The sequence below is a fragment of the Bradyrhizobium sp. JYMT SZCCT0428 genome (assembly GCF_018131075.1).
In the GTDB taxonomy this organism is placed as follows: domain Bacteria; phylum Pseudomonadota; class Alphaproteobacteria; order Rhizobiales; family Xanthobacteraceae; genus Bradyrhizobium.
Window position 1 is genome coordinate 92,534 of record NZ_JAFCLS010000014.1, and the last position, 25,114, is coordinate 117,647.

Annotated in this window: 25 protein-coding genes; 14 read left to right on the forward strand and 11 right to left on the reverse strand. The window is 63.4% G+C overall.

What is annotated here, in order from left to right; genetic code table 11:
* Positions 1-42: 42 nt before the first annotated feature.
* Complete coding sequence (locus JQ575_RS16465) at positions 43-777, reverse strand: HAD family hydrolase (RefSeq protein ID WP_409364795.1); 735 nt, start codon at positions 775-777, stop codon at positions 43-45.
* Positions 729-932, reverse strand: a complete 204-nt coding sequence (locus JQ575_RS16470; RefSeq protein WP_212034279.1) for a cysteine-rich CWC family protein — start codon at positions 930-932, stop codon at positions 729-731. The genes JQ575_RS16465 and JQ575_RS16470 overlap by 49 nt, the downstream gene beginning before the upstream one ends.
* 101 nt (positions 933-1,033) lie before the next feature.
* On the opposite strand from JQ575_RS16470, the gene JQ575_RS16475 reads away from it, so the two are divergent.
* The 3 genes from JQ575_RS16475 to JQ575_RS16485 all read left to right on the forward strand — a co-directional run bounded on the left by JQ575_RS16475 (position 1,034) and on the right by JQ575_RS16485 (position 4,470).
* The gene (locus JQ575_RS16475; protein WP_212034280.1) at positions 1,034-2,605 is read left to right on the forward strand and encodes a DUF1800 family protein; all 1,572 of its coding nucleotides are present in this window, start codon (positions 1,034-1,036) and stop codon (positions 2,603-2,605) included.
* A gap of 26 nt (positions 2,606-2,631) precedes the next feature.
* A complete protein-coding gene (locus JQ575_RS16480; protein ID WP_212034376.1) occupies positions 2,632-3,855 on the forward strand; it encodes a DUF1501 domain-containing protein in 1,224 nt (407 codons plus the stop codon).
* A gap of 270 nt (positions 3,856-4,125) precedes the next feature.
* Positions 4,126-4,470 carry an endonuclease domain-containing protein gene (locus JQ575_RS16485; protein ID WP_212034377.1) on the forward strand — a complete coding sequence of 115 codons (345 nt, stop codon included), beginning with the start codon at positions 4,126-4,128 and terminating at the stop codon, positions 4,468-4,470.
* Positions 4,471-4,633: 163 nt separating this feature from the next.
* Here JQ575_RS16485 and JQ575_RS16490 read toward each other — a convergent pair whose 3' ends face one another.
* The 3 genes from JQ575_RS16490 to JQ575_RS16500 all read right to left on the reverse strand — a co-directional run bounded on the left by JQ575_RS16490 (position 4,634) and on the right by JQ575_RS16500 (position 7,268).
* Positions 4,634-5,575 (reverse strand): aldo/keto reductase, encoded by a 942-nt coding sequence (locus tag JQ575_RS16490; protein ID WP_212034281.1) that lies wholly within the window; start codon positions 5,573-5,575, stop codon positions 4,634-4,636.
* 290 nt (positions 5,576-5,865) lie between these two features.
* The gene (locus JQ575_RS16495) at positions 5,866-6,327 is read right to left on the reverse strand and encodes a GNAT family N-acetyltransferase (protein ID WP_212034282.1); all 462 of its coding nucleotides are present in this window, start codon (positions 6,325-6,327) and stop codon (positions 5,866-5,868) included.
* Positions 6,328-6,455: 128 nt separating this feature from the next.
* Entirely contained in the window at positions 6,456-7,268 is an 813-nt protein-coding gene (locus JQ575_RS16500) for a PAS-domain containing protein (protein ID WP_212034283.1), read from the reverse strand.
* Between the two features lie 243 nt (positions 7,269-7,511).
* On the opposite strand from JQ575_RS16500, the gene JQ575_RS16505 reads away from it, so the two are divergent.
* Positions 7,512-7,865 (forward strand): DMT family protein, encoded by a 354-nt coding sequence (locus JQ575_RS16505; protein WP_212034284.1) that lies wholly within the window; start codon positions 7,512-7,514, stop codon positions 7,863-7,865.
* Positions 7,866-7,868: 3 nt separating this feature from the next.
* On the opposite strand, the gene JQ575_RS16510 is transcribed toward JQ575_RS16505, so the two are convergent.
* The 4 genes from JQ575_RS16510 to JQ575_RS16525 all read right to left on the reverse strand — a co-directional run bounded on the left by JQ575_RS16510 (position 7,869) and on the right by JQ575_RS16525 (position 10,687).
* Positions 7,869-8,366 carry a hypothetical protein gene (locus tag JQ575_RS16510; protein WP_212034285.1) on the reverse strand — a complete coding sequence of 166 codons (498 nt, stop codon included), beginning with the start codon at positions 8,364-8,366 and terminating at the stop codon, positions 7,869-7,871.
* Between the two features lie 77 nt (positions 8,367-8,443).
* The gene (locus tag JQ575_RS16515; RefSeq protein ID WP_212034286.1) at positions 8,444-9,604 is read right to left on the reverse strand and encodes a PQQ-dependent sugar dehydrogenase; all 1,161 of its coding nucleotides are present in this window, start codon (positions 9,602-9,604) and stop codon (positions 8,444-8,446) included.
* Positions 9,605-9,673: 69 nt separating this feature from the next.
* Positions 9,674-9,850 carry a hypothetical protein gene (locus tag JQ575_RS16520; RefSeq protein ID WP_212034287.1) on the reverse strand — a complete coding sequence of 59 codons (177 nt, stop codon included), beginning with the start codon at positions 9,848-9,850 and terminating at the stop codon, positions 9,674-9,676.
* A 183-nt stretch (positions 9,851-10,033) separates the two neighbouring features.
* Positions 10,034-10,687, reverse strand: a complete 654-nt coding sequence (locus JQ575_RS16525; RefSeq protein WP_212034288.1) for a glutathione S-transferase family protein — start codon at positions 10,685-10,687, stop codon at positions 10,034-10,036.
* Between the two features lie 617 nt (positions 10,688-11,304).
* On the opposite strand from JQ575_RS16525, the gene JQ575_RS16530 reads away from it, so the two are divergent.
* The 3 genes from JQ575_RS16530 (at position 11,305) to JQ575_RS16540 (ending at position 14,007) form a co-directional block, all read left to right on the forward strand.
* Positions 11,305-12,507 (forward strand): pyridoxal phosphate-dependent aminotransferase, encoded by a 1,203-nt coding sequence (locus tag JQ575_RS16530; RefSeq protein ID WP_212034289.1) that lies wholly within the window; start codon positions 11,305-11,307, stop codon positions 12,505-12,507.
* A 237-nt stretch (positions 12,508-12,744) separates the two neighbouring features.
* Positions 12,745-13,275, forward strand: coding sequence for a DUF992 domain-containing protein (locus JQ575_RS16535; RefSeq protein WP_212034290.1), 531 nt, complete (start codon positions 12,745-12,747; stop codon positions 13,273-13,275).
* A 249-nt stretch (positions 13,276-13,524) separates the two neighbouring features.
* On the forward strand, positions 13,525-14,007 hold the full coding sequence (locus tag JQ575_RS16540) for a DUF992 domain-containing protein (RefSeq protein WP_212034291.1): 483 nt from the start codon (positions 13,525-13,527) through the stop codon (positions 14,005-14,007).
* A 53-nt stretch (positions 14,008-14,060) separates the two neighbouring features.
* On the opposite strand, the gene JQ575_RS16545 is transcribed toward JQ575_RS16540, so the two are convergent.
* Entirely contained in the window at positions 14,061-15,539 is a 1,479-nt protein-coding gene (locus JQ575_RS16545; protein WP_212034292.1) for an outer membrane protein, read from the reverse strand.
* A gap of 313 nt (positions 15,540-15,852) precedes the next feature.
* On the opposite strand from JQ575_RS16545, the gene JQ575_RS16550 reads away from it, so the two are divergent.
* The 7 genes from JQ575_RS16550 to JQ575_RS16580 all read left to right on the forward strand — a co-directional run bounded on the left by JQ575_RS16550 (position 15,853) and on the right by JQ575_RS16580 (position 23,776).
* On the forward strand, positions 15,853-16,878 hold the full coding sequence (locus tag JQ575_RS16550; RefSeq protein ID WP_212034293.1) for an AraC family transcriptional regulator: 1,026 nt from the start codon (positions 15,853-15,855) through the stop codon (positions 16,876-16,878).
* A 256-nt stretch (positions 16,879-17,134) separates the two neighbouring features.
* Positions 17,135-19,198, forward strand: a complete 2,064-nt coding sequence (locus tag JQ575_RS16555) for an elongation factor G (RefSeq protein ID WP_212034294.1) — start codon at positions 17,135-17,137, stop codon at positions 19,196-19,198.
* 198 nt (positions 19,199-19,396) lie between these two features.
* A complete protein-coding gene (locus tag JQ575_RS16560) occupies positions 19,397-20,314 on the forward strand; it encodes a WG repeat-containing protein (RefSeq protein WP_212034295.1) in 918 nt (305 codons plus the stop codon).
* 24 nt (positions 20,315-20,338) lie between these two features.
* A complete protein-coding gene (locus JQ575_RS16565; protein ID WP_212034296.1) occupies positions 20,339-21,406 on the forward strand; it encodes a WG repeat-containing protein in 1,068 nt (355 codons plus the stop codon).
* Between the two features lie 80 nt (positions 21,407-21,486).
* Positions 21,487-22,329 (forward strand): shikimate dehydrogenase, encoded by an 843-nt coding sequence (locus tag JQ575_RS16570; RefSeq protein ID WP_212034297.1) that lies wholly within the window; start codon positions 21,487-21,489, stop codon positions 22,327-22,329.
* A gap of 122 nt (positions 22,330-22,451) precedes the next feature.
* Positions 22,452-23,030 (forward strand): hypothetical protein, encoded by a 579-nt coding sequence (locus JQ575_RS16575; RefSeq protein ID WP_409364796.1) that lies wholly within the window; start codon positions 22,452-22,454, stop codon positions 23,028-23,030.
* Between the two features lie 128 nt (positions 23,031-23,158).
* Positions 23,159-23,776: a hypothetical protein gene (locus tag JQ575_RS16580; protein ID WP_249166692.1), complete on the forward strand. Its 618-nt coding sequence runs from the start codon at positions 23,159-23,161 to the stop codon at positions 23,774-23,776.
* Positions 23,777-23,955: 179 nt separating this feature from the next.
* On the opposite strand, the gene JQ575_RS16585 is transcribed toward JQ575_RS16580, so the two are convergent.
* Entirely contained in the window at positions 23,956-25,092 is a 1,137-nt protein-coding gene (locus tag JQ575_RS16585) for an alpha-hydroxy acid oxidase (protein ID WP_212034299.1), read from the reverse strand.
* Between the last annotated feature and the right edge of the window lie 22 nt (positions 25,093-25,114).

A 25,114-nucleotide genomic window follows, 5' to 3' on the forward strand; every position in this document is an offset into this window, starting at 1 on the left:
CAAGCGGAGATATGGATTGCTTCGCTTCGCTCGCAATGACGGCTACGACGAGCGGCGTCCAAACCCACCGCGCGTTCGCAGCACCTCCAGCACCTTGCCGAGATCATCCACCACAGCCACACATCGTGCGCGCGACTCCTCCGTCGGCGCAACCATATCCGGCACCATGATCGTGATCGCGCCGGCAGCATGCGCTGAAGTCACGCCATGATTGGAATCCTCGACGGCGACGCAGAACTCAGGGTTCAGGCCGAGCCTGGACGCCGCCAGCAGATATAGATCAGGGCTCGGCTTGCCGCGCGTGACGTCGTCGCGGGTCAGGATATGGTCGAAACGGCTGCGGATTCCGGCCAGCGTCAAATGCGCATCCGCCGTGTGCCGCGACGACGAGGTCACGATCGCCATCGGGCATTCGTTTCCCCGCAACGCATCGAGCAATTCGACGGCGCCGCGCTTCAGCGGCAGGCCGGCGGCAAGAATTTCGTCGCGCCGTGCGATGAAGGCCTCGTTGACCGCGGGTAGCGGAAAGCTCTCGCCGTAGCGCGCATGCAGCATGGCCTCGCAGTCCGGGCCGGGCAGGCCGACCATCGCATGGCAAAGCGTCTCGACATCGTCGGTATAACCGAACGCGCCGAGCGCCGAGACCAGGCTGTCGAAGTAAACCCGCTCGGTGTCGAGCAGCGTTCCATCCATGTCGAGCAGAACGGCCCGGACGTTCCATTCGCCGGTCACGTCGCGGCCGCGCTCGATGCGCGCGTCGCCGCCTCGCGCAGGCAAGCCGGGCACAGGCAATCGCTGCCGTCCAGCGGCATCGGCATCCGGAAAGCTTCCTCGCTGCACCAGCACGGCCCGGACAGGCTGCAGGAGAACTCGGTGCCGCAGCCGGCGCAGGCGAGCCGCCGCGAGGGAGGATTGTCCGACCGATTTGTCATGAACGAGGCGTTTTCTAACCGGGTTTTAATTCGGGGTTCATCCCGAAAGGCGTTATGCTTGCCGGCAAATCATATACCGGGGACAGCTCAAGGGAAATCCGATGGCCCGCGATTCGCAAGCCGCATTGGTGGCGCTCAATCGCTTCGGATTCGGCGCGCGCGGCGGCGCATCCGGCGATTTCGTCAATGCAGCCTCCGATCCCAGAGGTTTCGTCAAGGCGGAGATGAGCCGGCCCAATGGGGTGCTGCTCGAAGTGCCGGGCCTGTTGTCGACCGCGGCGCTCGGCAAGGCGGTGTTCGACTATCAGTTCGAGATCCAGCAGGCGCGCGACGCGGCTGCCAAATCCGCGCCGTCAGCCGCGACCGAGGGACCGCAACCGGCTGTCGATGCGAAAGGGCAACGGCGAAACCTGTCGCTCAACAGCATTGCCATGGACATGGCGCCGAAGGAGCTGCCGGCAAAACCGCAGGAAAGCGCCAATGCATCTATGACGCCTCCCCAAGCGGTATCGCCCGAGACGATGCAGCCCGCCGCGCCAAAGCCGCCGCCGCAACCGCTCAACATCATCCAGAAGACGTTTCGCGCCGAAGCGCTGGCGCGGCTGCAGCGGGCCATCATCGCCGATTGCGGGTTCACCGAGCGGCTGGTCGTGTTCTGGTCCAATCATTTTTGCATCTCCGCCAACAAGGGCGGGGTGGCGCGGATGTGGGCGGGCTCGTTCGAGCGCGAAGCGATCCGGCCCTTCGTGCTCGGGCGGTTCGGCGACATGCTGAAGGCGGTCGAGCAGCATCCGGCGATGCTGTTCTTTCTCGACAACCAGCAATCGCTGGGGCCGGATTCGCGCGCCGGGAAGAACCGCAACCGCGGCCTGAACGAAAATCTCGCGCGCGAAATCCTGGAGCTGCATACGCTCGGCGTCGGCGGCGGCTATTCGCAGGACGACGTGACGTCGCTGGCGCGCATCATCACGGGGTGGACCTATGCCGGACGGCAGGGCCAGCTCGGCGCGCCCGGCACCTTCGTCTTCAACGCCAATGCGCACCAGCCCGGCGCGCATGCCGTGATGGGAAAGATCTACGAATCCAATGGCGTGGCGCAGGGCGAGGCGGTGCTGGCGGATATTGCGCGGCATCCCTCGACCGCAAAATTCATCGCCACCAAATTCGTCCGCCATTTCGTCGCCGACGATCCGCCGCCGGCGCTGGTGGCGCGGCTGGCCGATGTATTCGGCAAGACCGACGGCGATCTCAAGGCGCTGGCGACGGCGCTGGTTGATTCCGACGAAGCCTGGAAGGCGCCGCTGACCAAAGTGCGTTCGCCGTATGAATTCCTGGTCGCGTCCGGCCGGTTGCTGGCGCAAATCCCCGGCGATCCCGGCCGCTATCTCAACGGCCTCAACGTGCTGGGTCAGCCATTATGGGCGCCCGCCGGCCCGAACGGTTTTCCCGACAGCAATGCGGCATGGGCCGCGCCTGAAGGCATGAAGCTGCGGCTCGATATATCGGCGCAGATCGCCTCGCGCCTCGCCGACGCCATCGATCCGCGCGACCTGCTTGAACTCGTCGCCGCCGACGCAGCGTCGACGGAAACAAGGCGCACCGTCGAGCGCGCGGAGTCGCGGCAGCAGGCGCTGGCGCTGCTTTTGATGTCGCCGGAATTCCAGAGGAGATGACGCCAATGGAAACGACACCAAGGGAAATGACAACGGATTGCTGCGAAAGCCCGACATCCCCTTCGCGCCGCGCCATGTTGCTCGGCGGCGCTTCCTTTGCGGCCTGGGCTTACTTGCCGAAATTCGCCCGTGCTGCCGATGGGCGCGATCCACGTCTGGTCGTCGTCATCCTGCGCGGCGCGCTGGACGGCCTTGCGACCGTCGCCCCGATCGGCGACCCCGATTATGCCGGCCTGCATGGCTCGATCGCGCTGACGTCGAGTGGACCCAATGCGGCGCTGATGCTGGATTCGTTCTTTGCGCTGCATCCGGCGATGCCTGAATTTGCGCGGATGTACCGCCAGAAGCAGGCCGCGGTGATTCATGCGGTCGCGACCTCCTATCGCGAGCGCTCGCATTTCGACGGGCAGGACGTGCTCGAAAGCGGCTTTGCCGGTCCGGGCCGGGTGCAATCGGGCTGGCTCAACCGCGCGCTGGAATCATTGCCGAAGGGCGAACGCGTGATGAGCGCGCTCGGCGTCGGCCCGACCACGCCGCTGGTGCTGCGCGGCGCGGCGCCGACCGTCGGCTGGACGCCCGTGGCGCTGCCGCAGGCCGCCGAAGACACCGCAATGCGCCTGATCGAACTCTACCGCCACCGCGATCCGGCGCTGGCGGCGGCGCTGACGCAAGGGCTCGCGCTCGACAAGGCCGCGCAAGGCGACGACATGAAACCGAAGCCCGGCACCAACGGCGCAGGCGCGATGCGGCTGGTGGCGCGCGGCGCCGCCAAGCTGATGGCGGCCGATGACGGCCCGCGGATCGGCGCGCTCGCTTTCGACGGCTGGGACACCCACGCCAATGAAGGCGGCCCGGTCGGCCGTCTGGCGCAGCTGCTGTCGGGCCTCGACGGCGCGCTCGCGGAATTCGAAAGCGGGCTGGGGCCACGCTGGCGCGACACGGTCGTGGTCGTCGTCACCGAATTTGGCCGAACCGCGCGCATCAACGGCACCGCAGGCACCGACCATGGCACCGGCACCGTGGCGCTGCTCGCCGGCGGCGCGGTGAAGGGCGGCCGGGTGATCTCGGACTGGCCCGGGCTGAAGGTCGCCAATCTCTATCAGGCCCGCGACCTCGCCCCGACCACGGACCTCCGCGCCATCATGAAGGGCGTGCTGCAGGACCAGTTCGGCCTGGCCGAACGCGTGCTGGCGGAAACGGTGTTTCCGGATAGCGCGCCGGTGAAGCCGATGAAGGGGCTGGTGGGGTGATTGCGCCCTTAAACCTCTCCCCGCTTGCGGGGAGAGGTCGGATCGCATCGCAGATGCGATCCGGGTGAGGGGGTACCGCTCTCACGGCGACTTCAGCATTCGCGGATAGAGCCCCTCACCCCAACCCTCTCCCCGTGAAGAACGTGGAGAGGGAGAGAAGCAGAAGCTCCACCGCAATGCTTTAATTTAAGAGCGGGGTCGCCTTAACCTCTCCCCGCTTTTTGCGGGGAGAGGTCGGATCGCGAAGCGATCCGGGTGAGGGGCAAGGCAGTGCGCGGACCAGCTCGGAAGACCATCCGAATCGCGAGACGGTTGCGCGTCAATCAAACAGACGCGGAGACAGTTCTTTGGAATCGTATCCGTAACCGACAGATCGACGGACATAAGTTCGTACGGCAAGAGCCGCTGGTCGGCTATGTCTGCGACTTCGTTTGCCGCGAAAGGCGTCTGGTTGTTGAAGTCGACGGCGGGCAACACAATGAATCGGACGTGGATGTAATACGAGATCGTCGCTTGGGTGAGGAAGGTTACAGAGTGCTTCGGTTCTGGAATAACGATGTTCTCGGTAATATCGAAGGCGTGCTTGTCACCATTCAAGCAGAGCTACTGAAGTAGATCCCCGCTGCCTTCTTAACCTCGCCCCGCTTGCGGGGAGAGGTCGACGCGCAGCGTCGGGTGAGGGGGTACAGGTCTCCCGGCAAATTCAGTATTCGCGGATGGAGCCCCTCACCCCACCCTCTCCCCGTGAAGAACGGGGAGAGGAGTGAGAGAGTCGGGCTCACCCCTTCGTAATCGCATCGATCTCCGCGAGTTCCTGCGGGCTCAACTGCCAGCTGATCGCTTTCACGTTCTGCTCGACCTGTTCGACGCGGGTGGCGCCGGCGATGACGCTGGAGACTTGCGGGTGCGAGGCGAGCCAGGAGAAGGCGAGCTCGAGCATGGTGTGGCCGCTCTTGTCGCCGAAGGCCTGCAGCTTCTCGACGATGTCTTCGTTACGCGGCGTGACGTAACGCTCCTTGAGCGCAGGGGCTTTTGCAAACCGCGTGTCGTCGGGCGCGGCGGCGCCGCGCTTGTATTTGCCGGTGAGCAAGCCGCTTGCCAGCGGGAAGAACGGCAGCAGGCCGAGTTTGTATTCCTTCGCGGCGGGCAGCAGATCCTTTTCAATGCCGCGCACCACGAGGCTGTATTCGTCCTGGCAGGAGACGAAGCGGTTGACGTTCATCTGCCGCGCGACCAGTTCGGCTTCTGCAATGCGCCAGGCCGGAAAATTCGAATTGCCGATGTAGCGGACCTTGCCCTGGCGGACGAGATCGTCGAGCGCGCGCATGGTCTCCTCGATCGGCGTCAAGGGATCGTAATCGTGCTGCTGGTAGAGATCGATGTAGTCGGTCTTCAGCCGTGTCAGGCTGGCTTCGACCGCGGACATGATGTAGCGGCGCGAAGCGCCCTGCTTGGTGCCGTCCGTGCTCATCGGCTTGGAATATTTCGTCGCCAGCACGATGTCCTTGCGGCGGTCGCCGAGCACGGTGCCGAGCACGGTCTCGGAGCCGCCCATCCCGGCATAGATGTCGGCGGTGTCGAACAGGGTGATGCCGAGGTCGATCGCCTTGTGGATCACCTTGCGCGAGGTTTCGAGGTCGGTGCGCTGGCCGAAATTGTTGCAGCCGAGGCCGACGGCGGAAACGCGCAGGCCGGAGCCGCCGAGATTGCGAATTTGCATGGGAGATCCTGTGGGGTGGGGCGAGGAGGCCGCATTGTGGCCCGCGCACCCCTGAGCCCGCAAGATGCGGTCTGACCGCGCACGGCATGCCTGAGCAGCAGTTCCGGCGTAGCTCGGCCGTAAAGGGTATGAAAGTGCTGCGAAAAAAAGATGCGGCCCCGGTCAGACGCGGCGACTGACGGGGGCCGCTGGGGGCGCGTGATCCGAGACGGGGGGCCTGATCAAACGCAGGCGCAACCTAACCGGGCTTTGTTACGCCCCAGTGACATCCAGATTTATCCACAGGCTGTTCAGAACACCTTGCGATAGACGACAATCCCGGTCTTCTCCGCCACCTTGTCGTAAAGCTGCATCGCGGTGTGATTTGTGTTGTAGGTGAACCAGTACACGCGCGGCGATCCGGCGAGCCCGGCCTGTTCGTAGACGCCGTTGATCAGCGCGCGGCCGACACCTTTGCCGCGCGCGGCTTGGCTGGTGAACAGATCTTGCATGTAGAACGTCGGCTCGATCGCGGTGGTTGAGCGGTGAAGCAGATAATGCGCCAGCCCGAGCAGTTCGCCGTCGCGTTCGGCGACCAAAGCGTGCACCGGCTCGTAGGCATCGAAGAAGCGCGCCCAGGTCATCGCGGTGATGGCGGGATCGAGCGCGGTCGGTCCCGTCCGCTCGTAGAACGCGTTGTAGCCATCCCACAAAGGCAGCCATTTTGCGTAGTCCTGTCTTGTGACAAAACGAATCGTTACATCGCCGGGCATGTTTGATTCCGTATTCGGCAAGGGAGCTTCGGGGAAGGGAGCTGCGTCGTCGACGCGCTGTTCGCGCCAGCCTACAGGCGGCACGCCAACGGATCAATCGGGAGAGAGGCTTTGCCGCGTCGCTGATGCTATTCGGCGGCGCGCAGGTGCCGCGCCAGGCTGCGTTCGCTGCCGCCGCGCAGCGAGCGGTAATAGTCGGCATTGCCGATGTCGTCGGTATGGCGGACGAGGTCGGTGACCGGCGTATAGCTCAGCATGCGCCCGCCATCGGGCAGCGCCGTGCAGGAAAAGCGCAGCACCTGCCCGTCGGCCATCTTGATGTTGATCGGCGTCGAATCGCCGGCCCGCATCATCTCGGTGCGCTGCGCGATGAAGAGGCTCAATTCGTCTTCCGGCAGCTCGTAGGCGCCGGTGTCGCGGCCGTGATACATCAGCGCGATGAACGGCGGCTTGGCGTCGGCCTGCTCGTCGGACAGCGAGAAATAGTCGCGAAAGGCACGGTTGATGAATTCGGCGCGGGTGTCGGAATCGAGCAGCACGATGCCGATATCGACCTGGTCGAGGGCTGCCGACAGCCGCATCGCGGTGGCGTGGTGCTTCTGCTCCCAGGCGAAGGCGTCGATCCATTTTTGCCGCAGCAGCCCGGTGATCACGGCGGTTCCGACCGCGGTCGCCGCCAGCAGCAGCATGCGCATCAGGTCGGAGGCGTCATAGCCGGGCACGGCGCGGTGGTTGAGGAAGAACAGCGCCGAGGACACGACGGCAATCGCGGCGCTGGTCAGGCCGGAGGCGAGCCCGCTGACGGAACTGGCCAATGCCACGATGCAGACGAACAGCGGCGCGGGGTTCGGGACCGCGATGACATAACGGTCGACCAGGAAGGCGGCGAGCGCAGTCGCCGTCGTCAGAGCCGGACCGGAGATGGCGCGCCAGTCGAACATGCCGGTTCTCGCTGCCTCCCAAGGCGTTGATCGAGCGGCCGTTTGGGGCCGTTCCCGTTGCTTCGAGAATAAGGCACGCAGTGTGACGGATGTTTCGTTTTGTGGCGGGTTTTCTTTTTCTGTCGTTAAGACAGGGTTGACTGCCTGCGCAAAGCTTTCGCGTTTTTGAATTCAAATGCTATGCGCAACGGCTGGAACCGGGCTCCAGCCCGCTTGTTAGCGCACGAAATTGATGAGGACATGATGCCGACCGTCTCCCCGCAGATCCTGCCGATATTGATGCTGTTCGCCTCCAACGTCTTCATGACCTTTGCCTGGTACGGCCATCTCAAATTCAAGCAAAGCCCGCTGGTGCTGATCATTCTGGCGAGTTGGGGGATCGCGTTCTTCGAATACTGGCTGGCGGTGCCGGCCAACCGCTGGGGCAGCGCGGTCTATTCGGCGGCCCAGCTCAAGACCATGCAGGAAGTGATCACGCTGGTCGTGTTCGCGGCATTCTCGACGCTGTATTTGAAAGAGCCGCTGGCCTGGAATCACGCGCTGGGCTTTCTCTTGATTGCCGGCGGGGCGTTTTTGATTTTCCACAAATGGGGCTAACTCTCAAAGACCGGTGATCGATCGGTAGTGATCGAGCAGGCTCTTGCCGGAATCATAGATGATGTTGGCGATGCGCCAGTCATCGTCCGGGCCGATGACATGAACCAGGATCTTGTGCGGCTGGCCGCGATGCTCGATCTCGACGCGGATGGTGGCCGGCCCCATCTCGTCGCCGGAATGGTGCTCGACCTTGCCGACCGTGATCTCGGCGCCCGGCAGCACGCCCCAGCCGAAGAAGGCGTTGAGCAGCGGGCCGATCGTCTGGTTCTTCGGATATTGCCGCGGCGCCTGCATCAACCGGCGCAAGCCGGGCGAGAACAGCGCGTAGAAGTCGTCGTTGCCAGGCGGGGTTTTGGCGGCGTGCAGGCGCGCCTGCTTGTAATAGGTGGTCTCGACGAATTCCCTGAGGCTGAGGCCGCCGCATTCGGCGCGGCCGGGCCGCGTGGCGGCGAGCAGTGTCAGGGCTCCTGACATGGCGAAAGCAAACTGGCGCCGGTTCATGCGTTGCGTGTCCGAGAACGGGGGAACCATGAGCTTGGTCGCAGCTTCCCGTTCACGCGTTCATCTGCGTTTGGGCGTCACTTTGCAGAGGGCGTCACCCGCAGGATCCGTCCGTTGGAGCTGTCGGTCAGCAGCCACAGGGCGCCGTCCGGGCCTTGTCTGACGTCGCGAATCCGCTCGTGCAGATTCTGCAGCAGGCGCTCTTCGCCCGCGACGCCGTTGCCGTTCAGTGACAGTCGCACCAGCATGCTGCCGGATAGCGCGCCGACAAACAGGCTGCCGGACCATTTTGGAAACAGCTTGCCGGTATAGAACAGCATGCCGGATGGGGAGATCGACGGCACCCAGTATTTGACCGGCTGCTCCATGCCGTCCTTGGCGGCGCTTTCATGGATCTTGGCGTCGCTGTATTCGAGGCCGTAGCCGATCACCGGCCAGCCGTAATTTTTGGCCGTCCTGATGATGTTGAGCTCGTCGCCGCCGCGCGGGCCGTGCTCGATTTCCCAGACGTCGCCCGACGCCGGGTTGATCGCGAGGCCCTGTCCGTTGCGGTGGCCGTAACTCCAGATTTCCGGCTTGGCGCCGGCGCGGCCGATGAACGGGTTGCCGGCGGCGGCCGATCCATCCGGTGCGATCCGGATCACCTTGCCGAGATGATTGCCGAGGTCCTGGGCCTGCTCGCGATGTGAACCATGGTCACCCAGCGTCACGAACAAATTGCCGTCGTCGGCCTGCGCGATGCGGCAGCCATAGTGGTTGCCCGACGACAGCGGCCCCTCCTGGCGGAAGATGATTTTGGTATCTTCGAGGCGGCCGCCGCCGTCGTTGAGCTTGGCGCGCGCGATCGCGGTACGGCCGCCGCCGCTGGTCCGCTCCGCAAAGCAGAAATAGATCGTCTTGCTTTGCGCGTAGGATTTGTCGATCGCGACGTCGAGCATTCCTCCCTGGCCGGACGCCCACACGTCGGGCACGCCCTTGAGCGCCGGCGACAGCTGCCCTTCCGCGGATACTATGCGGATTCGGCCGGGCCGTTCGGTCACCAGCATCCTGCCTTCGGGCAAGAACGCCAGCGACCACGGATTGACCAGGCCCCTTGCGAAGGTGCGCACTTCGAGTCCGCCCGCGGACGACGGAAACTCCGTCTCTTCGCCGCGGGTGCCGGTGGCGATTACCAGGGTCGCGGTCAGCAGGATCGCTGCCGTCAGCGCCACGGTCACAAGTCCGACAGGTGTCTTCATCTTCGTCCGCCCGCGATGCCAATCATCGCGCGTTGCTCTCGGAAAAAGTCCAAACAGGAAATGCCGGAATCACGCCGGAATCGGCATGGCCATGGTCACCTTGATCGAGAGCACTGTCAGCGCAACGACGAGGCAGAGCGACAGCGTACCGATCGCCAGAGTGGCGGCAATGGCGTTGGTCAGTCGGAGAGACGCAACGGGCGCAGGGCGGCTTTCGAAGCCGACCGTGCCGGGCGACCGTGTCATGGGTCTAAATCCTTCAAGACGCGGGCGAATCACCCGCGACGTCGGGAAGTTCACAATTGTGGCCGGCAATATTGGGGCGCCGGAGTGCCAAAAATGGCGAAACCACGGCAAAGGTTAACGTTATTCCCGCTGTCCTTAACCTTTGGACGCCTCTTCAAGCGAACGTGAATCGCTACCCGCGTCTTAAGCCCCGGCGGCGACGCTGGCGGGATCATCGACCTCGGCATCCGGCCGCCAGTCCATGGTCACGAAACCGGGAGTCTGTTCGACCCGGCGCAGCCAGGCGCGGATCGCGGGGAAGGTTGCGAGGTCAAAGTCGCAGCGGTCGGCGACATGGGTGTAGCCGTACAGCGCGATGTCGGCGACGGTGAGCTGGTCAGCTGCAAAGTAGGCCCGGGTCTTGAGATGGTTTTCCATCACCTGAAGCGCGGCATAGCCACGCTCCATCCAGTCCTCCAATGCGTGGGTCTGCAGGTCGCGGCCGCCCTTGACCAGCGACAGCCAGAAATAGGCCGCGCCGAGATTGGGCTCCAGCGCGTGCTGTTCGAAGAACATCCACTGCAGCGCCTCGGCGCGCTCGACCCGTGATTCTGGCGCCAGCGAGGTTCCGCCGGCGACGTACCAGAGGATGGCGTTGGATTCGGCGAGGTAGCGTCCATCGGCGACTTCCAGCAGCGGCACCTGTCCGCTCGGGTTCATCGCCAGAAAATCCGGCGTCCGGCTTTCGCCGCGCAGGATGTCGACTTCGATCGCGCAATACGGCGCCTTGAGCAGCGACAGCGCAAGGCGGACCTTGTAGCTGTTGCCGGAGCGCTGCATCGAATAGAGCTTGTACATCGTATGAATTTCAATCGATCCGTTGGACGTCTGTCGCGCGCGGATCGCCGCAACGCGGTTAAACAATGATGCCGTTAGGGTTGCGTCGCAAGACCCGCATTATGGAAAAAGTCGAAAACCTCTACCGCACTGCACGCGCGCAGAACGCCATGCCTCGACGGAGCGATCACGTGGTCGGGATTTGTGATCGGAACGCTTCAAGCTTTCGCGATGTCGCCGATGGTTGCAGGCGCGGATTTTGAAATCGCTGCGCGATGGATCGACGTCTATTCTGAATTGACCTCGGAGCAATCCATCGCGGCAACTGATCGCGTCGGAGGGGCGTACCCGGTGCGGCGCGCGGGCGGGGATGATCAGGCCGTCGCCAAATCCGTCGCGGCCGCGCCGGTTTCCTTCGCGGGTTTCCTTGGCCAGATATGAGTCATTTCGGCGTGAAATTTTTCCAAATATTGCGTCGATCGGGTCTGCGACCCCGTAAAATTTGAGCCTTTCGGGCCAAGCTTCTTGCGATGCGGCGCTGAGCGCTTTAGGGTGCGCCGATCCCAACATTTGGAATCACGGATCATTCCCGAAACGGGCACACGTGTGCCCACACATGCCATTCCCAGGAGATGATGATGCCTTTTCTGTCCGCTGCGCTCGACCGTGTGAAGCCGTCCGCGACGATCGCGGTCACGGATAAAGCACGCGCGCTGAAAGCGGCCGGCCGCAACGTCATCGGCCTTGGCGCCGGCGAGCCCGATTTCGACACGCCCGCCAACATCAAGCTGGCGGCGATCCACGCCATCGAGGCCGGCAAGACCAAGTACACCGCGGTCGACGGCATTCCCGAGCTGAAGGAGGCGATCATCGCCAAGTTCCAGCGCGAGAACGGCCTGACCTACAAGCCGAACCAGATCATCATCGGCACCGGCGGCAAGCAGGTGCTCTACAACGCGCTGATGGCGACCATCAATCCGGGCGACGAGGTCATCATCCCGGCGCCCTATTGGGTGAGCTATCCGGAAATGGTGGCGCTGGCCGGCGGCGTGCCGGTGGCCGTGGTGTGCACGGCGGAGCAGGGCTTCAAGCTGCAGCCCGACGCGCTGGAAAAGGCGATCACGCCGAAGACCAAATGGATCATCCTCTGCTCGCCGTCGAACCCGACCGGCGCTGCCTATTCGCGCAGCGAGTTGCAGGCGATCACCGACGTGCTGGTGAAGCACCCCAACGTCTGGGTGATGACCGACGACATGTACGAGCATCTGGTCTATGACGACTTCGTGTTCACGACGCCGGCGCAGATCGAGCCGAAATTGTACGACCGCACACTGACGGTGAACGGCGTATCGAAGGCCTATTGCATGACCGGCTGGCGCATCGGCTATGCCGGCGGCCCGGCCGAACTGATCAAGGCGATGGCGACGATCCAGTCGCAGTCGACCTCGAACCCGTCGTCGATCTCGCAGTGGGCATCAGTCGAGGCGCTCAACGGTCCGCAGGACTTCATCCCCGCGAACAACAAGGTGTTCAAGGAACGCCGTGACCTCGCGGTGGCGATGCTGAACCAGGCCAAAGGCATCGAATGCCCGCGGCCCGAGGGCGCGTTCTACGTCTATCCGTCCTGCGCCGGCACCATCGGCAAGACCTCGCCGTCCGGCAAGGTGATTGCGAACGACGAGGACTTCGTCACCGAGCTCTTGGAGACCGAAGGCGTCGCTGTTGTGCAGGGTTCCGCGTTCGGGCTTGGCCCGGCGTTCCGGATCTCCTACGCCACCAAAACTTCCGATCTCGAAGACGCCTGCAAACGCATCCAGCGCTTTTGCGGCAATTTGCGATAGCGCGTTTTCAAGCGAAGCCTGTTCCGCACATGATGCGGGACGGGTTCCGGTTTGTGTCCCAAGATTTCTGTCAAAGAAAACGCGCAAAGCAAACACGTCAGAAAAAAGGCGTGTCAAATCACATCACGCGTGAAGCGCATGATGTTTTGAAGTCTTCTTTTTGAAAGCGCCATGTTTTGAACACGGCGCTTCCTTCCTGTCCCCCCGCACATTCAGTTCATCAAGCGGGGACGACACATGCTTTTCGGAAAACGTTTTACGACCTTCGGCATCGCGATCGCGGCGCTCGTTGCGCCGATCGCGGGCGCGGATGCGGCACCGCCGGTTCGCGCCGGCGTCCTGCAATGCCAGGGCGGCCAGAATGTCGGCTATGTCGTCGGCTCCGTGACCAGCCTCGAATGCGTGTTCAAGAGCGAAGGCCGCCGGCCGGAGCCTTACATTGCCACCGTGCGCCGCTACGGCCTCGATCTCGGGGTCACCGCGCAGACGCAATTGGCCTGGGCGGTGAACGCGCCGAACAGCCGGGTCAGCCGCGGTGATCTCGCCGGCAACTATGGCGGCGTCGGCGCCAACGCGTCGGTCGGTATCGGCGGTGGTGGCAACTTCCTCGTCGGTGGTCCGGCCAATGCCTACGCGCTGCAGCCGCTCAGCGTGCAGGGCCAGACCGGGCTGAACGTCGCCGCCGGGATTGCCGACATCCAGCTGGAGCCGTTCCGCGGCTATGCCCCTCCGCGCCGTCACCACCGCCGGCATCATCGCCGCGGTTGAATATGGTTTTTGTGAAAAGGCCCGCGAGAGCGGGCCTTTTTTATCGCCGTCATTCCGGGGCGCGAAGCGAACTATGATGTGCAGTTGCACATCTGAGAATCTCGAGATTCCCCGATGCGCAATTGCGCATCTGAGGTTCGTGCTTCGCACGCCCCGGAATGACGAACCAAGGCCCAATCTGGAACCATCATCGTTGTTGTGCCATAGAAAACCGTGCGACCTCGCGCCTGTGCTCTTGGAGATTTCTTCATGCGTCGCTCCCTCATTCTCGCCGCTGCCGCCATCACCATGCTGGCCACCTCGATTCCCGGCGCCAATGCGCAGCAGGTGGCGCGGGTGCAGGTCGGCATTCTCGAATGCCGCGGCGGCGCCAGCATCGGCTTCATCGTCGGATCCGTCACCAATCTCGGTTGTGTGCTGCGCGCCGACGGCATGCCGGAAGACCGCTACGTCGCCACCATCCGTAAAGTCGGTCTCGATCTCGGCATCACCCAGGAATCCGCTTTGGCCTGGGGCGTGTTTGCGCCGTCGGCGCAGCTCGGGCCGGGCGGCCTCTCCGGCGATTATGTCGGCGCGCAGGGCAGCGCCACGCTCGGCATCGGCGTCGGCGGCAATGTGCTGGTCGGCGGCTCGGCCAACTCGATCGCGCTGCAGCCGCTCAGCCTGCAGGGCCAGGTCGGCGTCAGCATCGCCGCCGGACTGGAAAGCCTGGAGCTTCGGCCGGGACGTTAAATTCGGTCAACCGACGTAAAAGGGGCCCGCATGATGCGGGCCTTTTTCCTTAATCAGTATTCGGCGACGAGGCCGTAACCGCCGAACTTGTAATTGACGCCAAGCTTCAACGCGTGAATGTCCACGTTTGTCTCGGTCATGATCCCCGCGGAAGTTGTGAGCGGGCTCGGGTTGCCGACGGTCTTGGTGTTGTCAAACCTCATGTAGTTGTACTCCGCCTTCCACGACCAGTTGTCGAGGAAAGCGTTCTCGATACCGACGCCAACCGTCCAGCCTGCCCGGGTCGCATGGGCGTCGGTACGGGTCCCCAGTAGCGGGGCTGTCAATGCGGTGGTCTCGCGCATCAACGCGCCGCCACCCCTGCCATAAAGCATCCAGCGGTTCCAGGCGTAACCGATGCGGCCTGCCAGGGTGGCGGTCCAGTCGATCGAGACGTCGTAAGTCTGAATGATGGTCCCGGACGGATCGACCACGGTCGTGCTCGCGCCAATGTTTGTACCTGACGCATCGGCCTCGAGCCCGAGCACCCAGTTGCCGGCCTGTCGGTTGAACCCGACCTGCCCGCCGCCCAGGAAGCCGCTTGGCTTCTGCTGGAAAGGTGGCGTGAATACGTTTCCAACGACGCCCATGATGGTGGCGAAGTTGCGCTCGGTGCTTACCCAGCCGGCGTGTCCACCGACGTACAATCCCGTCCAGTTATAAGCGGTCATGATCGGGGCTTTGTAGACCGCCGCTGATCCTGTGACCGCGGCGGCTACCGGAGCGCCAAACCGGTAGTTGATGCCGGCCTTGACCAAGTGAAGGTTGACGTCGGTATAGGACTTGACGCCGGTGATTGTTGCCCCGGAAAGGGCATTGGTGATGCTGTCGTTGCCGTCGAAGCGCATGTAGTTGTACTCGGCCTTCCATGACCAGTTATCATGGAAGGCATTTTCAATGCCGGCGCCGACCGTCCATCCAAGGCGCGCGACCTTGGCGCGATGGTAGGGAGAATCCGGTATCACGAGGCCGGGTGCCGTCAGGGCATAGGTTTCGTGCATCATGGCGGCGCCGCCCTTGCCGTAAGCCAGCCAGCGGTCCCACGCATAACCGAGGCGTCCGGTCAGGCTCGCGGTCCAATCGATCGACACGTCGTAGGTTTGCGTAAGGAGCGGGTTTGTAGGAACGGCAACGGTGGTCGAACTGCGAAGCGTGGTGCCGGTAAGTTCTGCTTCGAGGCCCCAGACCCAATTGCCAGTCTGGCGGTTGAAGCCGATTTGGCCGCCACCGGCAAAGCCGTTTGGATGCTGCGAAAAGCCGGGATTGATAACCAATGAGACCACTGCGTTGCCGACAAAGGTTCGCTCGAACGTGCGGTCGGCGCCGGCCCAACCGGCGTGTGCGCCGATGTACATTCCCGTCCAGTCATAAACGGTGGCGATTGGCATCGCCTTATAGGCGGGGCGCGGTCCGAGATCGGCCGCGAACGCAGCAGAGAGACTGCCCAATGAGATGGCTGCGGCTGCGAGCGTCGTCCGCGATAGATGATACATGGTTGCCCCCGAATAATGCTGCAGATGAGTCCTGATCCCTCAAATCGTCAGGTCCGGATTCATCAGGTCGTCTCATCAAGTCCTGTTTCATCCTTACCAAGGCGCCCAAAATTGGCTTGTCCTCGCTGGCTCTCGATTTGCACCGCGTGGCATCGCCGCCCGATTGCTGGCGAGCGTTGCAATCGCGCCACGGGTTGCGAAACTGGCTGGCACAATTGGTTTAACTGGCACTGTCTGGATCGTGCCGATGCAGCTATTTTGCCTTGATCGGGATCTGCTCGCAGCGAAGCGAGTTTTGAGGGCGTCGCAGGCGATGGACGTTGATGAGCGTGGCGGAAAAGCCGTTGGCGGCAGGATCCAGAAAGTTGCTTTTGCGTCGGAGCAACTTCCGCCCCATCTGAATGATCGGGAAAAATTTTCGCTTTGGCAGGATCAATGGAACGCGCTTTACGGTTCGGTCGATCTGAAGCGTGCGGAAGACCGCCCGTTCGCGGTGAATTTTGAATTCGAGCCGATCGGCGCGGTCGGTATTGGTCGGCTCGACGGCAGCATCGATCGGATAGAGGGCAGCCAGCGCGACGTCGCTTCCGATGGTGCGGACAATTTTTGCGTCGCGCTTCATAGCGGTCGTTCCGATATAATCGGCATCCAGAACGGGCAGGATGCGACGATCAACCGCGACACAGCGGTGCTTCTGACTGCCGAACCCGGCGAGATGCTCAGAGGTCCGGAAAATGGCTGGTATGCGATCAATATTTCGCGCGCCCGGCTTCTTGCATTGGTCCCAAACGCTGACGACCTCATAGGCAAGCCGCTCGATGCGTCCTCACCGGCGTTGCGTCATCTCGGCCGGTACGTCGAGTTTCTCATGGGGCTGAAGCAGGATGGCGATCCGGCGCTCGACCGGCACATCGAGACCATGATCGTCGATCTCGTCGCACTCGCGCTCGGCGCGCGCGGCGATCCGTCGGGGATTGCCGTGACGCGCGGCCTGCGCGCAGCACGATTGCATGACGTCCTTGCGGCCATCAAATCGGGCTTTCACGATCCGGAATTCTCGTCGCAGAGCGTTGCGCAGCGTTTGGGCCTGTCGCGTCGCTACGTGAACGATCTGCTGGCCGAAAGCGGATCTGGTTTCGCCGAGCGCGTGCTCGAGATGCGGCTGCATGAGGCCAGGGTGATGCTGATGGATGCAGCCCACGATCGATTGAAGGTGAGCGAAATCGCATGGACCTGCGGGTTCAACGAGGTCCCTTACTTCAATCGTCGCTTTCGCCGTCGCTTCGGCATGACGCCGACCGACCTGCGCGAAGCGTCGCGACGCTCAAAATTGCGATGACGGGCCTCCGTTCCGCGAATTTCAATCGACGGTACAAGGCCGGTGCAGCATCGCTGGGCTGGAAGGCCTGGAACTCGGGCCGGAGCGTTAATTTTTCTCCCCCGCCCGCTCTCGCGGGGAGAAGTTGAGCCCGCTGCCCCCGCGCCGGTCACGATGCACCGCAGCAACTTTTTCTGACTTGCCAAATCGTCGCGGCGGGCGGAGCATCTGATCCGCCGACCCAATCATGGGCCGAGCTCCAAACAAGGAGGCGGCAATGGGACAAGACGTCAGAAGTCCCCCAGGTACTAAAGAATCGGGTCCACGGTGCATTGCGCTGGTGGGCCCTTTCCAAAGCGGAAAAACCACACTTCTCGAAGCCATATTGGCGCGCACAGGCGCCATCCACCGCGCCGGCAGCGTCGATGCCGGAACTTCGGTCGGCGATTCCAGCCCCGAAGCGCGGCAGCACAAGATGGGCGTCGGCCTGAGCGCGGCCACCACCAGTTTCATGGGCGACAGCTATACCTTTATCGATTGTCCCGGCTCGATCGAGTTCGCGCAGGACATGCGCGCCGCGCTGCCGGCGGTCGATGCCGCGATCGTGGTCTGCGAAGCCGATGAAAAGAAGCTGCCGCAGCTGCAGATCATCCTGCGCGAGCTCGAGGAATTGGGCATTCCGCGCTTTTTGTTTCTGAACAAGATCGACAAGGCCAACAAGCGGATTCGCGAAACGCTGGCGACGCTGCAGCCGGCCTCGCGCGTGCCGCTGGTGTTGCGCCAGATTCCGATCTGGAACGGCGAATTGATCGAGGGTTTTGTCGATCTCGCGCTGGAGCGCGCCTTTGTCTACCGCGAACACAAGCCTTCCGAAGTGATTGCGCTGGATGGCGGTAATCTCGACCGCGAGAAGGAAGCGCGCTTCTCGATGCTGGAAAAGCTCGCCGATCACGACGACGTGCTGATGGAGCAACTGCTGGAAGACATCCAGCCGCCGCGCGACGCGGTGTTCGACGATCTCGCGCGCGAATTGCGCGAAGGCCTGATCTGCCCGGTGTTGCTGGGTGCCGCGACACGCGAAAACGGCGTGCTGCGGCTGATGAAGGCGTTGCGGCATGAAGCGCCCGGCGTGGCCGAGACCGCCAAGCGCCTCAGCGCCTCTTCGCCCAAGGATGCGCTGGGCTATGTGTTCAAGACCGTGCATCAGCCGCACGGCGGCAAGCTGTCGCTGGTGCGGCTGCTCGCCGGGCACCTCGATGACGGTGCGACGCTGCAATCCTCGTCCGGCGAAGCGGGCAGGGTCTCCGGCATCCTCGCGGTCAGTGGCGGGCACGACAGCAAACGGGCGGCGGCGGAAGCCGGCGAAACCGTGGCCCTCGGCAAGCTCGACGCCATCAAGACCGGCGACACGCTCTCGAGCGGCAAGACCGCGCCGGCCTCGCTGGCGCTTGTCGAGCCGACGCCGCCGGTGCTCGCGATGTCGCTGGCCGCGAACGATCGCAAGGACGACGTCAAGCTCGGCCAGGCGCTGCTGCGGCTGAACGAGGAGGATCCGTCGCTATCGATGATCCACAACACGCAGACCCACGACATCGTGCTGTGGGGCCAGGGCGAGATGCATCTGCGCGTCGCGCTCGAGCGGCTCAAGGATCGTTTCGGCGTCAACGTCAAATCGCAGGCGCCGGCGATCGGCTATCAGGAGACGATCCGCAAATCGATCACGCAACGCGGGCGCCACAAGAAGCAGTCCGGCGGCCATGGCCAGTTCGGCGACGTGGTGCTGGAAATCAAGCCGATGCCGCGCGGCTCGGGTTTCGAATTCCACGAAAAGGTCGTCGGCGGCGCGGTGCCGCGCAACTATATCGGCGCGGTGGAAGAGGGCGTGGTCGACAGTCTCGCGCGCGGGCCGCTCGGCTTTCCCGTGATCGACCTCCACGTCACCCTGACCGACGGCTCCTATCACAGCGTCGATTCCTCCGATCTTGCCTTCCGCACCGCGGCGCGGCTCGGCATGAGCGAGGCGCTGCCGCAGTGCCAGCCGGTGCTGCTGGAGCCGATCCACATAGTGGAGATCGTCTGCCCGACCGAGGCCACGGCAAAAATCAACGCCATCCTGTCGGCGCGGCGCGGCCAGATCCTCGGCTTTGACACCCGCGAGGGCTGGGCCGGCTGGGATTGCGTCCGCGCCACCATGCCGGAAGCCGAGATCGGCGACCTGATCGTGGAGCTGCGGTCCGCCACCGCCGGCGCCGGCGGCTTCACCCGGCAATTCGACCGCATGGCCGAAGTAACCGGCCGCGCCGCCGACCAGATCATCGCCGCGCATCGAGTCGCGGCGTGATTTGTTGACGATCGTCATTCCGGGGCGCGCGAAAGCGCGAACCCGGAATCCATTTTCGTGTTTGGAAACAGGATTCCTTTGCCACCCGGCGCAACGTGCAATCGTAAATTGTGAGATAGCTAACACGCTCTCGCCACGGATCGTCCTTATTTGTCCACGACAGATAAGGCGGTTCGGACGAGGGCAGTGATAGTGCGTATGTGGAAAGCCGCTGCGTTGGTTGCCGTGATGCTGGCAACTGCCGCGCTCGCGCAGGACAAGCCGCCGGAATTGACGCCGGCCGGCAAAGCGATCCTCCAGGACAAGCTCGCAATTGACGGCCGCCCGCTCTACGACCGGCCCGGGCCGGGTAAACCGATGACCTTCCCATTGGCGATGTGCACGTTTCCGGGCGGCTTCTGCGGAGCGGTCCGTCGCGATGGCTCGGTCGCGGTACTTCCGAAATATGATTGGGTCGGTACATTCTCGGACAACCGCGCCGCTGTTCGCGTGGGTGGTCTCTACGGCTATGTCGATGAAGACGGCCACGAAATCGTCAAGCCGCAATATCGCATCGTCGACGACTACCATTTCGGCTTCGCGCAGGTCGATGTCGACGGTAAGTCCGGCCTGATCGATCGCGACGGCAAGATGGTGATCGAGCCGAAATACGGCTTCGTCCGCGCAATAGGTCCGGATCGCTTCCGCGTATCGGATACGCGGTGGCTTGGAGGGGTGCAGGGCGGCGAGGATTTTTCAGAGGGCCGGATCGCCTACCCTCCGTCCGGAGGAGTCAGTGTCACCGTCGCTGAATTCGTCCTGGGAAATAACGGAGGCGAAATCATAGACTTGTCGGGACAGCGGGTCGGACCGCCACCTGTGCCGTGGACTCCCGGCTTTGACAAGGACGACCCATCGATCCGCTGGGTGCAAAAAGACAAGCTCTGGGGGCTGGCGCACGCTGACGGAAGTTGGCTGATCGAACCGAAATTCCAGCAGGCGGGTTCGCTGGTGGATGGTCTGGCGCGTGTGTCACTGACCGGCAAGATCGGCTTTATTGACCGGGCTGGAAATTTCGCGATCGAACCGGTCTTCGACAAGGCATGGGTATTCGAGCGAGGGATAGAGCACACCTAGGCAGAGCGAGACGGCTCTGTCGGCTTGATCGACAAGAAGGGGGCCTGGGTTTCCAAGAACGACTATCAGCAGATGCGTCTCGCTGCCGGCTACAGGGCTGGCATTCGCGAACCTGCGTTCGGCTGGCACTTCAAGAAGACCGATCGATGGGGTCTGCTGGACCTCGATGGCCGCGTCTTGCTGGATGCCGATTTCGATCAGGCAATCACGCGATGCGCCGATGGCCGGCTCGAGGGCCACAAGAACAAGGAATTGCTCTCCTTCAAGGCGGATGGCACACCGCTGCAGCCATCCGACGGCAAGCTTGTCGGCGCGTTATGCAACAGCGTGCCGCCCTATGCCTTGAAGACCGGCGAGAAATTTACGTTGGTGGACGCCAACTCGATCCCTTTGATCCAATTGCAGTTCGATGCGGTCAGCCAATTTCCAGGGGGCGTCAAGAACGTGAAGATCGATGGCAAGTGGGGGCGCATCGGACCCGACGGCCGTTGGCTGCTTGAGCCCCGTTTCGATTATCTCTCGGGGCATGCCGATACCTTCGTTGCGTCGGTTGATGGCAAACGTGGATTCATGCGGTCGGACGGAACTTGGGTGATCGAACCAAAATTCGACGCTGCGGCACGACGCCAGAACAGCGACACCGCATTCGTCACTGTTGCCGGCGCCACCGGTGTAGTGCGGCTCGCAGATCAATCCTGGGTCGTTCCACCGCGCCCGGGTGTCATGTGCGACATCAACCATGCGCTGATGACGCAAGGCGAGGGCAAGCGGACGATCCTGTCGAAGGCCGGGCAGGACTGGATCGAGATCGACGCCGAGAGGATCGGCATCTCGCTTGATATCGGCCTTCTGACATTCCTCAGGGACGGCAAATGGGGATTGGTCGATACGACCGGGCGGGTGACGGTCGAGCCGCAATATGAGGAACCGGTCGCTTTCCTGCCGCGCCTCCGCGGCATCGCCTGGGCCAAGCGCGACGGCAAATGGTGCGCCATCGACCGTCGCGGCCATCCGGTCGAAGGCATTTCATGCGCGCCAGGCGATCCGTTGGGAGGACCGGGCGGCCGGTTTGAGTGCAAGGTTGAGCCGTGACCTGAGAGCGCCGCTCTCCGGTAGGCCAGCTGACCTTCGCCGGCATTGACACCGCCGCCGGCATGGCCGAATTGACTGCCATGACCCGAGCAACCAGACCCCCCGCCGCGTGCCTGATCGGATGGCCGGCCGCGCATTCGCGCTCGCCGCTGATCCATCATTATTGGCTGCGGACGCTGGGCATCGAGGGCGGCTACGTCATCGAGGCGGTGCCGCCCGACGAGTTTCAGGACTTTGTCTTCCGGCTTTCGCTGCGCGGCTTTGTCGGCGCCAACGTCACCCTTCCGCACAAGGAGCGCGCGCTGGCGCTGTCGAAGCCGGATGACCGCGCCCGCGCGGTCGGCGCCGCCAACACCTTGTGGTTCGAGAATGGCGAGCTGTGTTCGACCAACACCGATGTCGAGGGCTTTATCAATAATCTCGATGCCTGCGCGCCCGGATGGGAGCGTGCCGAGGAGGCGCTGGTGCTGGGCGCCGGTGGTGCGGCGCGCGCCGTGCTGTTCGGGTTGATCGAGCGCGGCATCAAGCGCGTGCATCTGGCCAACCGGACCGGGGAGCGCGCGCAGGCGCTGGCGGATCAATTCGGCGCGAGCGTGTTGCCGGTGGCATGGGATGCATTGAGTGAATTGCTGCCGCGCGCCGGGCTGCTGGTGAACACGACCTCGCTCGGGATGCACGGCCAGCCGGCGCTCAAACTCGATGTCGGCCGGTTGCCGACGGGCGCCGTCGTCAACGATCTCGTTTACGTGCCGCTGGATACGCCATTGCTTGTCGCCGCGCGCGGGCGCGGGCTGCAGACCGCCGACGGGCTCGGCATGCTGCTGCACCAGGCGGTGCGCGGATTTGAGCTATGGTTCGGCAAGCGCCCCGAAGTGACATCAGAACTTCGTGCGATCGTCGAGGCCGATCTCACCAAGGTTTGAGCGGGAGTATCGTTGCGGGAATTGGGGGCAGTGGCTACGTGGTGGCCTACCGGAGATCCCTCATGACCAAGAATCTGTCCAAGCATCGTTCTACACTCATCCGCCCGCTGTTCGCCGCCGCGATGGTGGCCGCGTCCACCATCTATGCCGTTGCCCAGCAGCCGCCCACGCCGACGCGGGTTCGCGGCACCATCGAAGGTGTCGAGGGCGACATACTTGCGGTCAAGTCGCGCGGCGGCGAAGACGTCAAGCTGCACATGACCGGCGATATCAGGGTGGTCGGGATCACCAAAATCGCGCTGTCCGATGTCAAGGTCGGTTCCTTCATCGGCGCCACCACGGTGCCGGGACCGGACGGCAGCCAGAATGCGGTCGAGGTGCACGTGTTTCCCGAGGCGATGCGCGGCACCGGCGAGGGCTCGCGGCCGTATGATCTGCGCCCCAACAGCACCATGACCAATGCGACGGTGGATCAGTCGGTGGCCGGCAATGACGGTCACACGCTGTTGATCAAATACAAGGGCGGCGAGAAGAAGGTTGTGGTGTCGCCGGAGACGCCGGTCGTGACCTATGTCCCCGCCGACAAGTCCGACCTCAAGGCCGGCGCCAAGGTGATCGCTTTCATGAAGAAGCTGCCGGACGGCTCGTTCGAAACCAACCGCGTCAGCGTCGGCCGCGATGGGCTGACGCCGCCGATGTGACGCGAAGCGTCATTCCGGGATGGTGCGTTAGCACCAGACCCGGAATGACAGAGATGGAATAGCCATTCCCCTCCGGTGTTCGCGTTGATGGGACGCTCAAAGACATTGGAAGGGATACCGCCATGCGGATGACGTCACGCCTGCTCGCTGCTTCATTGACATTTGCCACCGTGTTTGGGGCGTCCGCCTGGGCGCAACAACCGCCAACGCCGACGGTGCGGATTCGCGGCACCATCGAGGCCGTCGATGGATCTGTCCTGTCGATCAAGTCGCGCGAGGGCACCGACCTGAAGGTGCGCATGACCGACAATGTGGCGGTGTTCGGCGTCGCCAGGACCGAACTGTCTGAGATCAAGGAAGGCTCCTACATCGGCGTCACCGGCATACCGGAGCCCGACGGTACCCAGCGGGCGGTTGCCGTTCACATCTTCCCTGAAAACCAGCGCGGCGCCGCGGAAGGTTTCCGGCCCTGGGATGCGCGTCCGAACTCCACCATGACCAACGCCACCGTCGCCCAGACGGTCAAGGGCACCGATGGCCAGAACATCCTGGTCAAGTACAAGGACGGCGAGAAGAAAGTCGTGGTGCCGCCGGATACGCCTGTTGTCACCTTCGTCGCCGGCGACAAGTCCGAACTGAAGCCGGGCGCAAAAATCATCATCTTCGGTGCGGCGAAGAAGGAAGACGGCACGCTGGAAGCCGCCCGCGTCAATGTCGGCCGCGACGGGATCACACCGCCGATGTGAGGGTGAGCGCTTTCTTCCCCTCTCCCTTGTGGGAGAGGGTGGCTTCGCGAAGCGAAGACGGGTGAGGGGTTCTCTCCTCACAGTAAGCTGAAGGTGAGGATGGAGACCCCTCATCCGGCGCTTCGCGCCACCTTCTCCCACAAGAAGGGGAGAAGGAAGCAAGAAGGCCGCGACTACTGCTAAATCGCCAGCACGTGATCGTCGATTTCGGCGATGGTGTTGACGCCGCACAGGCCCATCGTGACAAGCATTTCGTTGCGGATCAGATCGAGCGCCTTGGCGACACCCTCTTGTCCGCCGGCGCCGAGGCCGTGGACGAAGGCGCGGCCGATCATGCAGGATTTGGCGCCGAGCGCGAGCGCGCGTATCACGTCCTGGCCGGACCGGATGCCGCCGTCGAACATGATCTCCATCTTGTCGCCGACCTCATCGACGATTTCGGGCAGCACCTCGATCGACGACGGCGCGCCGTCGAGCTGGCGGCCGCCATGGTTGGAGACCACCATCGCATGCGCGCCGGTCTTGACGGCCTCCTCGGCGTCCTCGACGTCGAGAATGCCCTTGAGGATCAGCTTGCCCGGCCAGATCGAGCGGATCCAGTCGACATCCTTCCAGCTCAGCGTGGTGTCGAACTGCGCGTTGGTCCATTGCGAGAGCTGGGTGATATCGTCGGTGCCTTTGACGTGGCCGGCGATGTTGCCGAAGGTGCGGCGCTTGCCGCGCATCACGCCGGCGACCCAAGCCGGCTTGGTCGCGAAGTCGATCAGTTTCGACAACGACCATTCGGGTGGAATCGTCATGCCGTTCTTGATGTCCTGGTGGCGCTGTCCCATCACCTGCAGGTCGACGGTCAGCACCAGCGCGCTGCATTTCGCCGCGATCGCGCGCTCGATCAGGGATTTGATGAAGCCGCGGTCCTTCATCACGTAAAGCTGGAACCAGAACGGCTTGTCGACATTGGCGGCGACGTCCTCGATCGAGCAGATCGACATCGTGCTCAGCGTGAACGGAATGCCGGCGGCCTGCGCGGCGCGGCAGGCGGCGATTTCGCCGTCGCCGTGCTGCATGCCGAGCAATCCGACCGGGGCGAGGCTCAGCGGCAGCGCGGCCGGTTCGCCCAGGATCGTCGTCGACGTATCGCGCCTGGACACATCGACCAGGATGCGCTGGCGGAACTTGATCGCTTCGAGATCGGCGCGGTTGGCGCGCAGCGTGTCCTCGGAATAGGAGCCGCGATCCGCATAGTCGAAAAACGCCTTCGGCACCCGGCGCTTGTGCAGCTGGCGCAGATCTTCGATGCAGGTAATGTGCTTCATGGACGTTCCCGGCCCCTTCTTG

Bases quoted from the DNA above. Each gene is read 5' to 3' on its own strand.
- JQ575_RS16470 (WP_212034279.1), bottom strand. From the start codon at position 932: ATGACAAATCGGTCGGACAATCCTCCCTCGCGGCGGCTCGCCTGCGCC.
- JQ575_RS16475 (WP_212034280.1), top strand. From the start codon at position 1,034: ATGGCCCGCGATTCGCAAGCCGCATTGGTGGCGCTCAATCGCTTCGGA.
- JQ575_RS16480 (WP_212034376.1), top strand. From the start codon at position 2,632: ATGACAACGGATTGCTGCGAAAGCCCGACATCCCCTTCGCGCCGCGCC.
- JQ575_RS16490 (WP_212034281.1), bottom strand. From the start codon at position 5,575: ATGCAAATTCGCAATCTCGGCGGCTCCGGCCTGCGCGTTTCCGCCGTC.
- JQ575_RS16495 (WP_212034282.1), bottom strand. From the start codon at position 6,327: ATGCCCGGCGATGTAACGATTCGTTTTGTCACAAGACAGGACTACGCA.
- JQ575_RS16500 (WP_212034283.1), bottom strand. From the start codon at position 7,268: ATGTTCGACTGGCGCGCCATCTCCGGTCCGGCTCTGACGACGGCGACT.
- JQ575_RS16505 (WP_212034284.1), top strand. From the start codon at position 7,512: ATGCCGACCGTCTCCCCGCAGATCCTGCCGATATTGATGCTGTTCGCC.
- JQ575_RS16510 (WP_212034285.1), bottom strand. From the start codon at position 8,366: ATGAACCGGCGCCAGTTTGCTTTCGCCATGTCAGGAGCCCTGACACTG.
- JQ575_RS16515 (WP_212034286.1), bottom strand. From the start codon at position 9,604: ATGAAGACACCTGTCGGACTTGTGACCGTGGCGCTGACGGCAGCGATC.
- JQ575_RS16520 (WP_212034287.1), bottom strand. From the start codon at position 9,850: ATGACACGGTCGCCCGGCACGGTCGGCTTCGAAAGCCGCCCTGCGCCC.
- JQ575_RS16525 (WP_212034288.1), bottom strand. From the start codon at position 10,687: ATGTACAAGCTCTATTCGATGCAGCGCTCCGGCAACAGCTACAAGGTC.
- JQ575_RS16530 (WP_212034289.1), top strand. From the start codon at position 11,305: ATGCCTTTTCTGTCCGCTGCGCTCGACCGTGTGAAGCCGTCCGCGACG.
- JQ575_RS16535 (WP_212034290.1), top strand. From the start codon at position 12,745: ATGCTTTTCGGAAAACGTTTTACGACCTTCGGCATCGCGATCGCGGCG.
- JQ575_RS16540 (WP_212034291.1), top strand. From the start codon at position 13,525: ATGCGTCGCTCCCTCATTCTCGCCGCTGCCGCCATCACCATGCTGGCC.
- JQ575_RS16545 (WP_212034292.1), bottom strand. From the start codon at position 15,539: ATGTATCATCTATCGCGGACGACGCTCGCAGCCGCAGCCATCTCATTG.
- JQ575_RS16550 (WP_212034293.1), top strand. From the start codon at position 15,853: ATGGACGTTGATGAGCGTGGCGGAAAAGCCGTTGGCGGCAGGATCCAG.
- JQ575_RS16555 (WP_212034294.1), top strand. From the start codon at position 17,135: ATGGGACAAGACGTCAGAAGTCCCCCAGGTACTAAAGAATCGGGTCCA.
- JQ575_RS16560 (WP_212034295.1), top strand. From the start codon at position 19,397: ATGTGGAAAGCCGCTGCGTTGGTTGCCGTGATGCTGGCAACTGCCGCG.
- JQ575_RS16570 (WP_212034297.1), top strand. From the start codon at position 21,487: ATGACCCGAGCAACCAGACCCCCCGCCGCGTGCCTGATCGGATGGCCG.
- JQ575_RS16575 (WP_409364796.1), top strand. From the start codon at position 22,452: ATGGTGGCCGCGTCCACCATCTATGCCGTTGCCCAGCAGCCGCCCACG.
- JQ575_RS16580 (WP_249166692.1), top strand. From the start codon at position 23,159: ATGACGTCACGCCTGCTCGCTGCTTCATTGACATTTGCCACCGTGTTT.
- JQ575_RS16585 (WP_212034299.1), bottom strand. From the start codon at position 25,092: ATGAAGCACATTACCTGCATCGAAGATCTGCGCCAGCTGCACAAGCGC.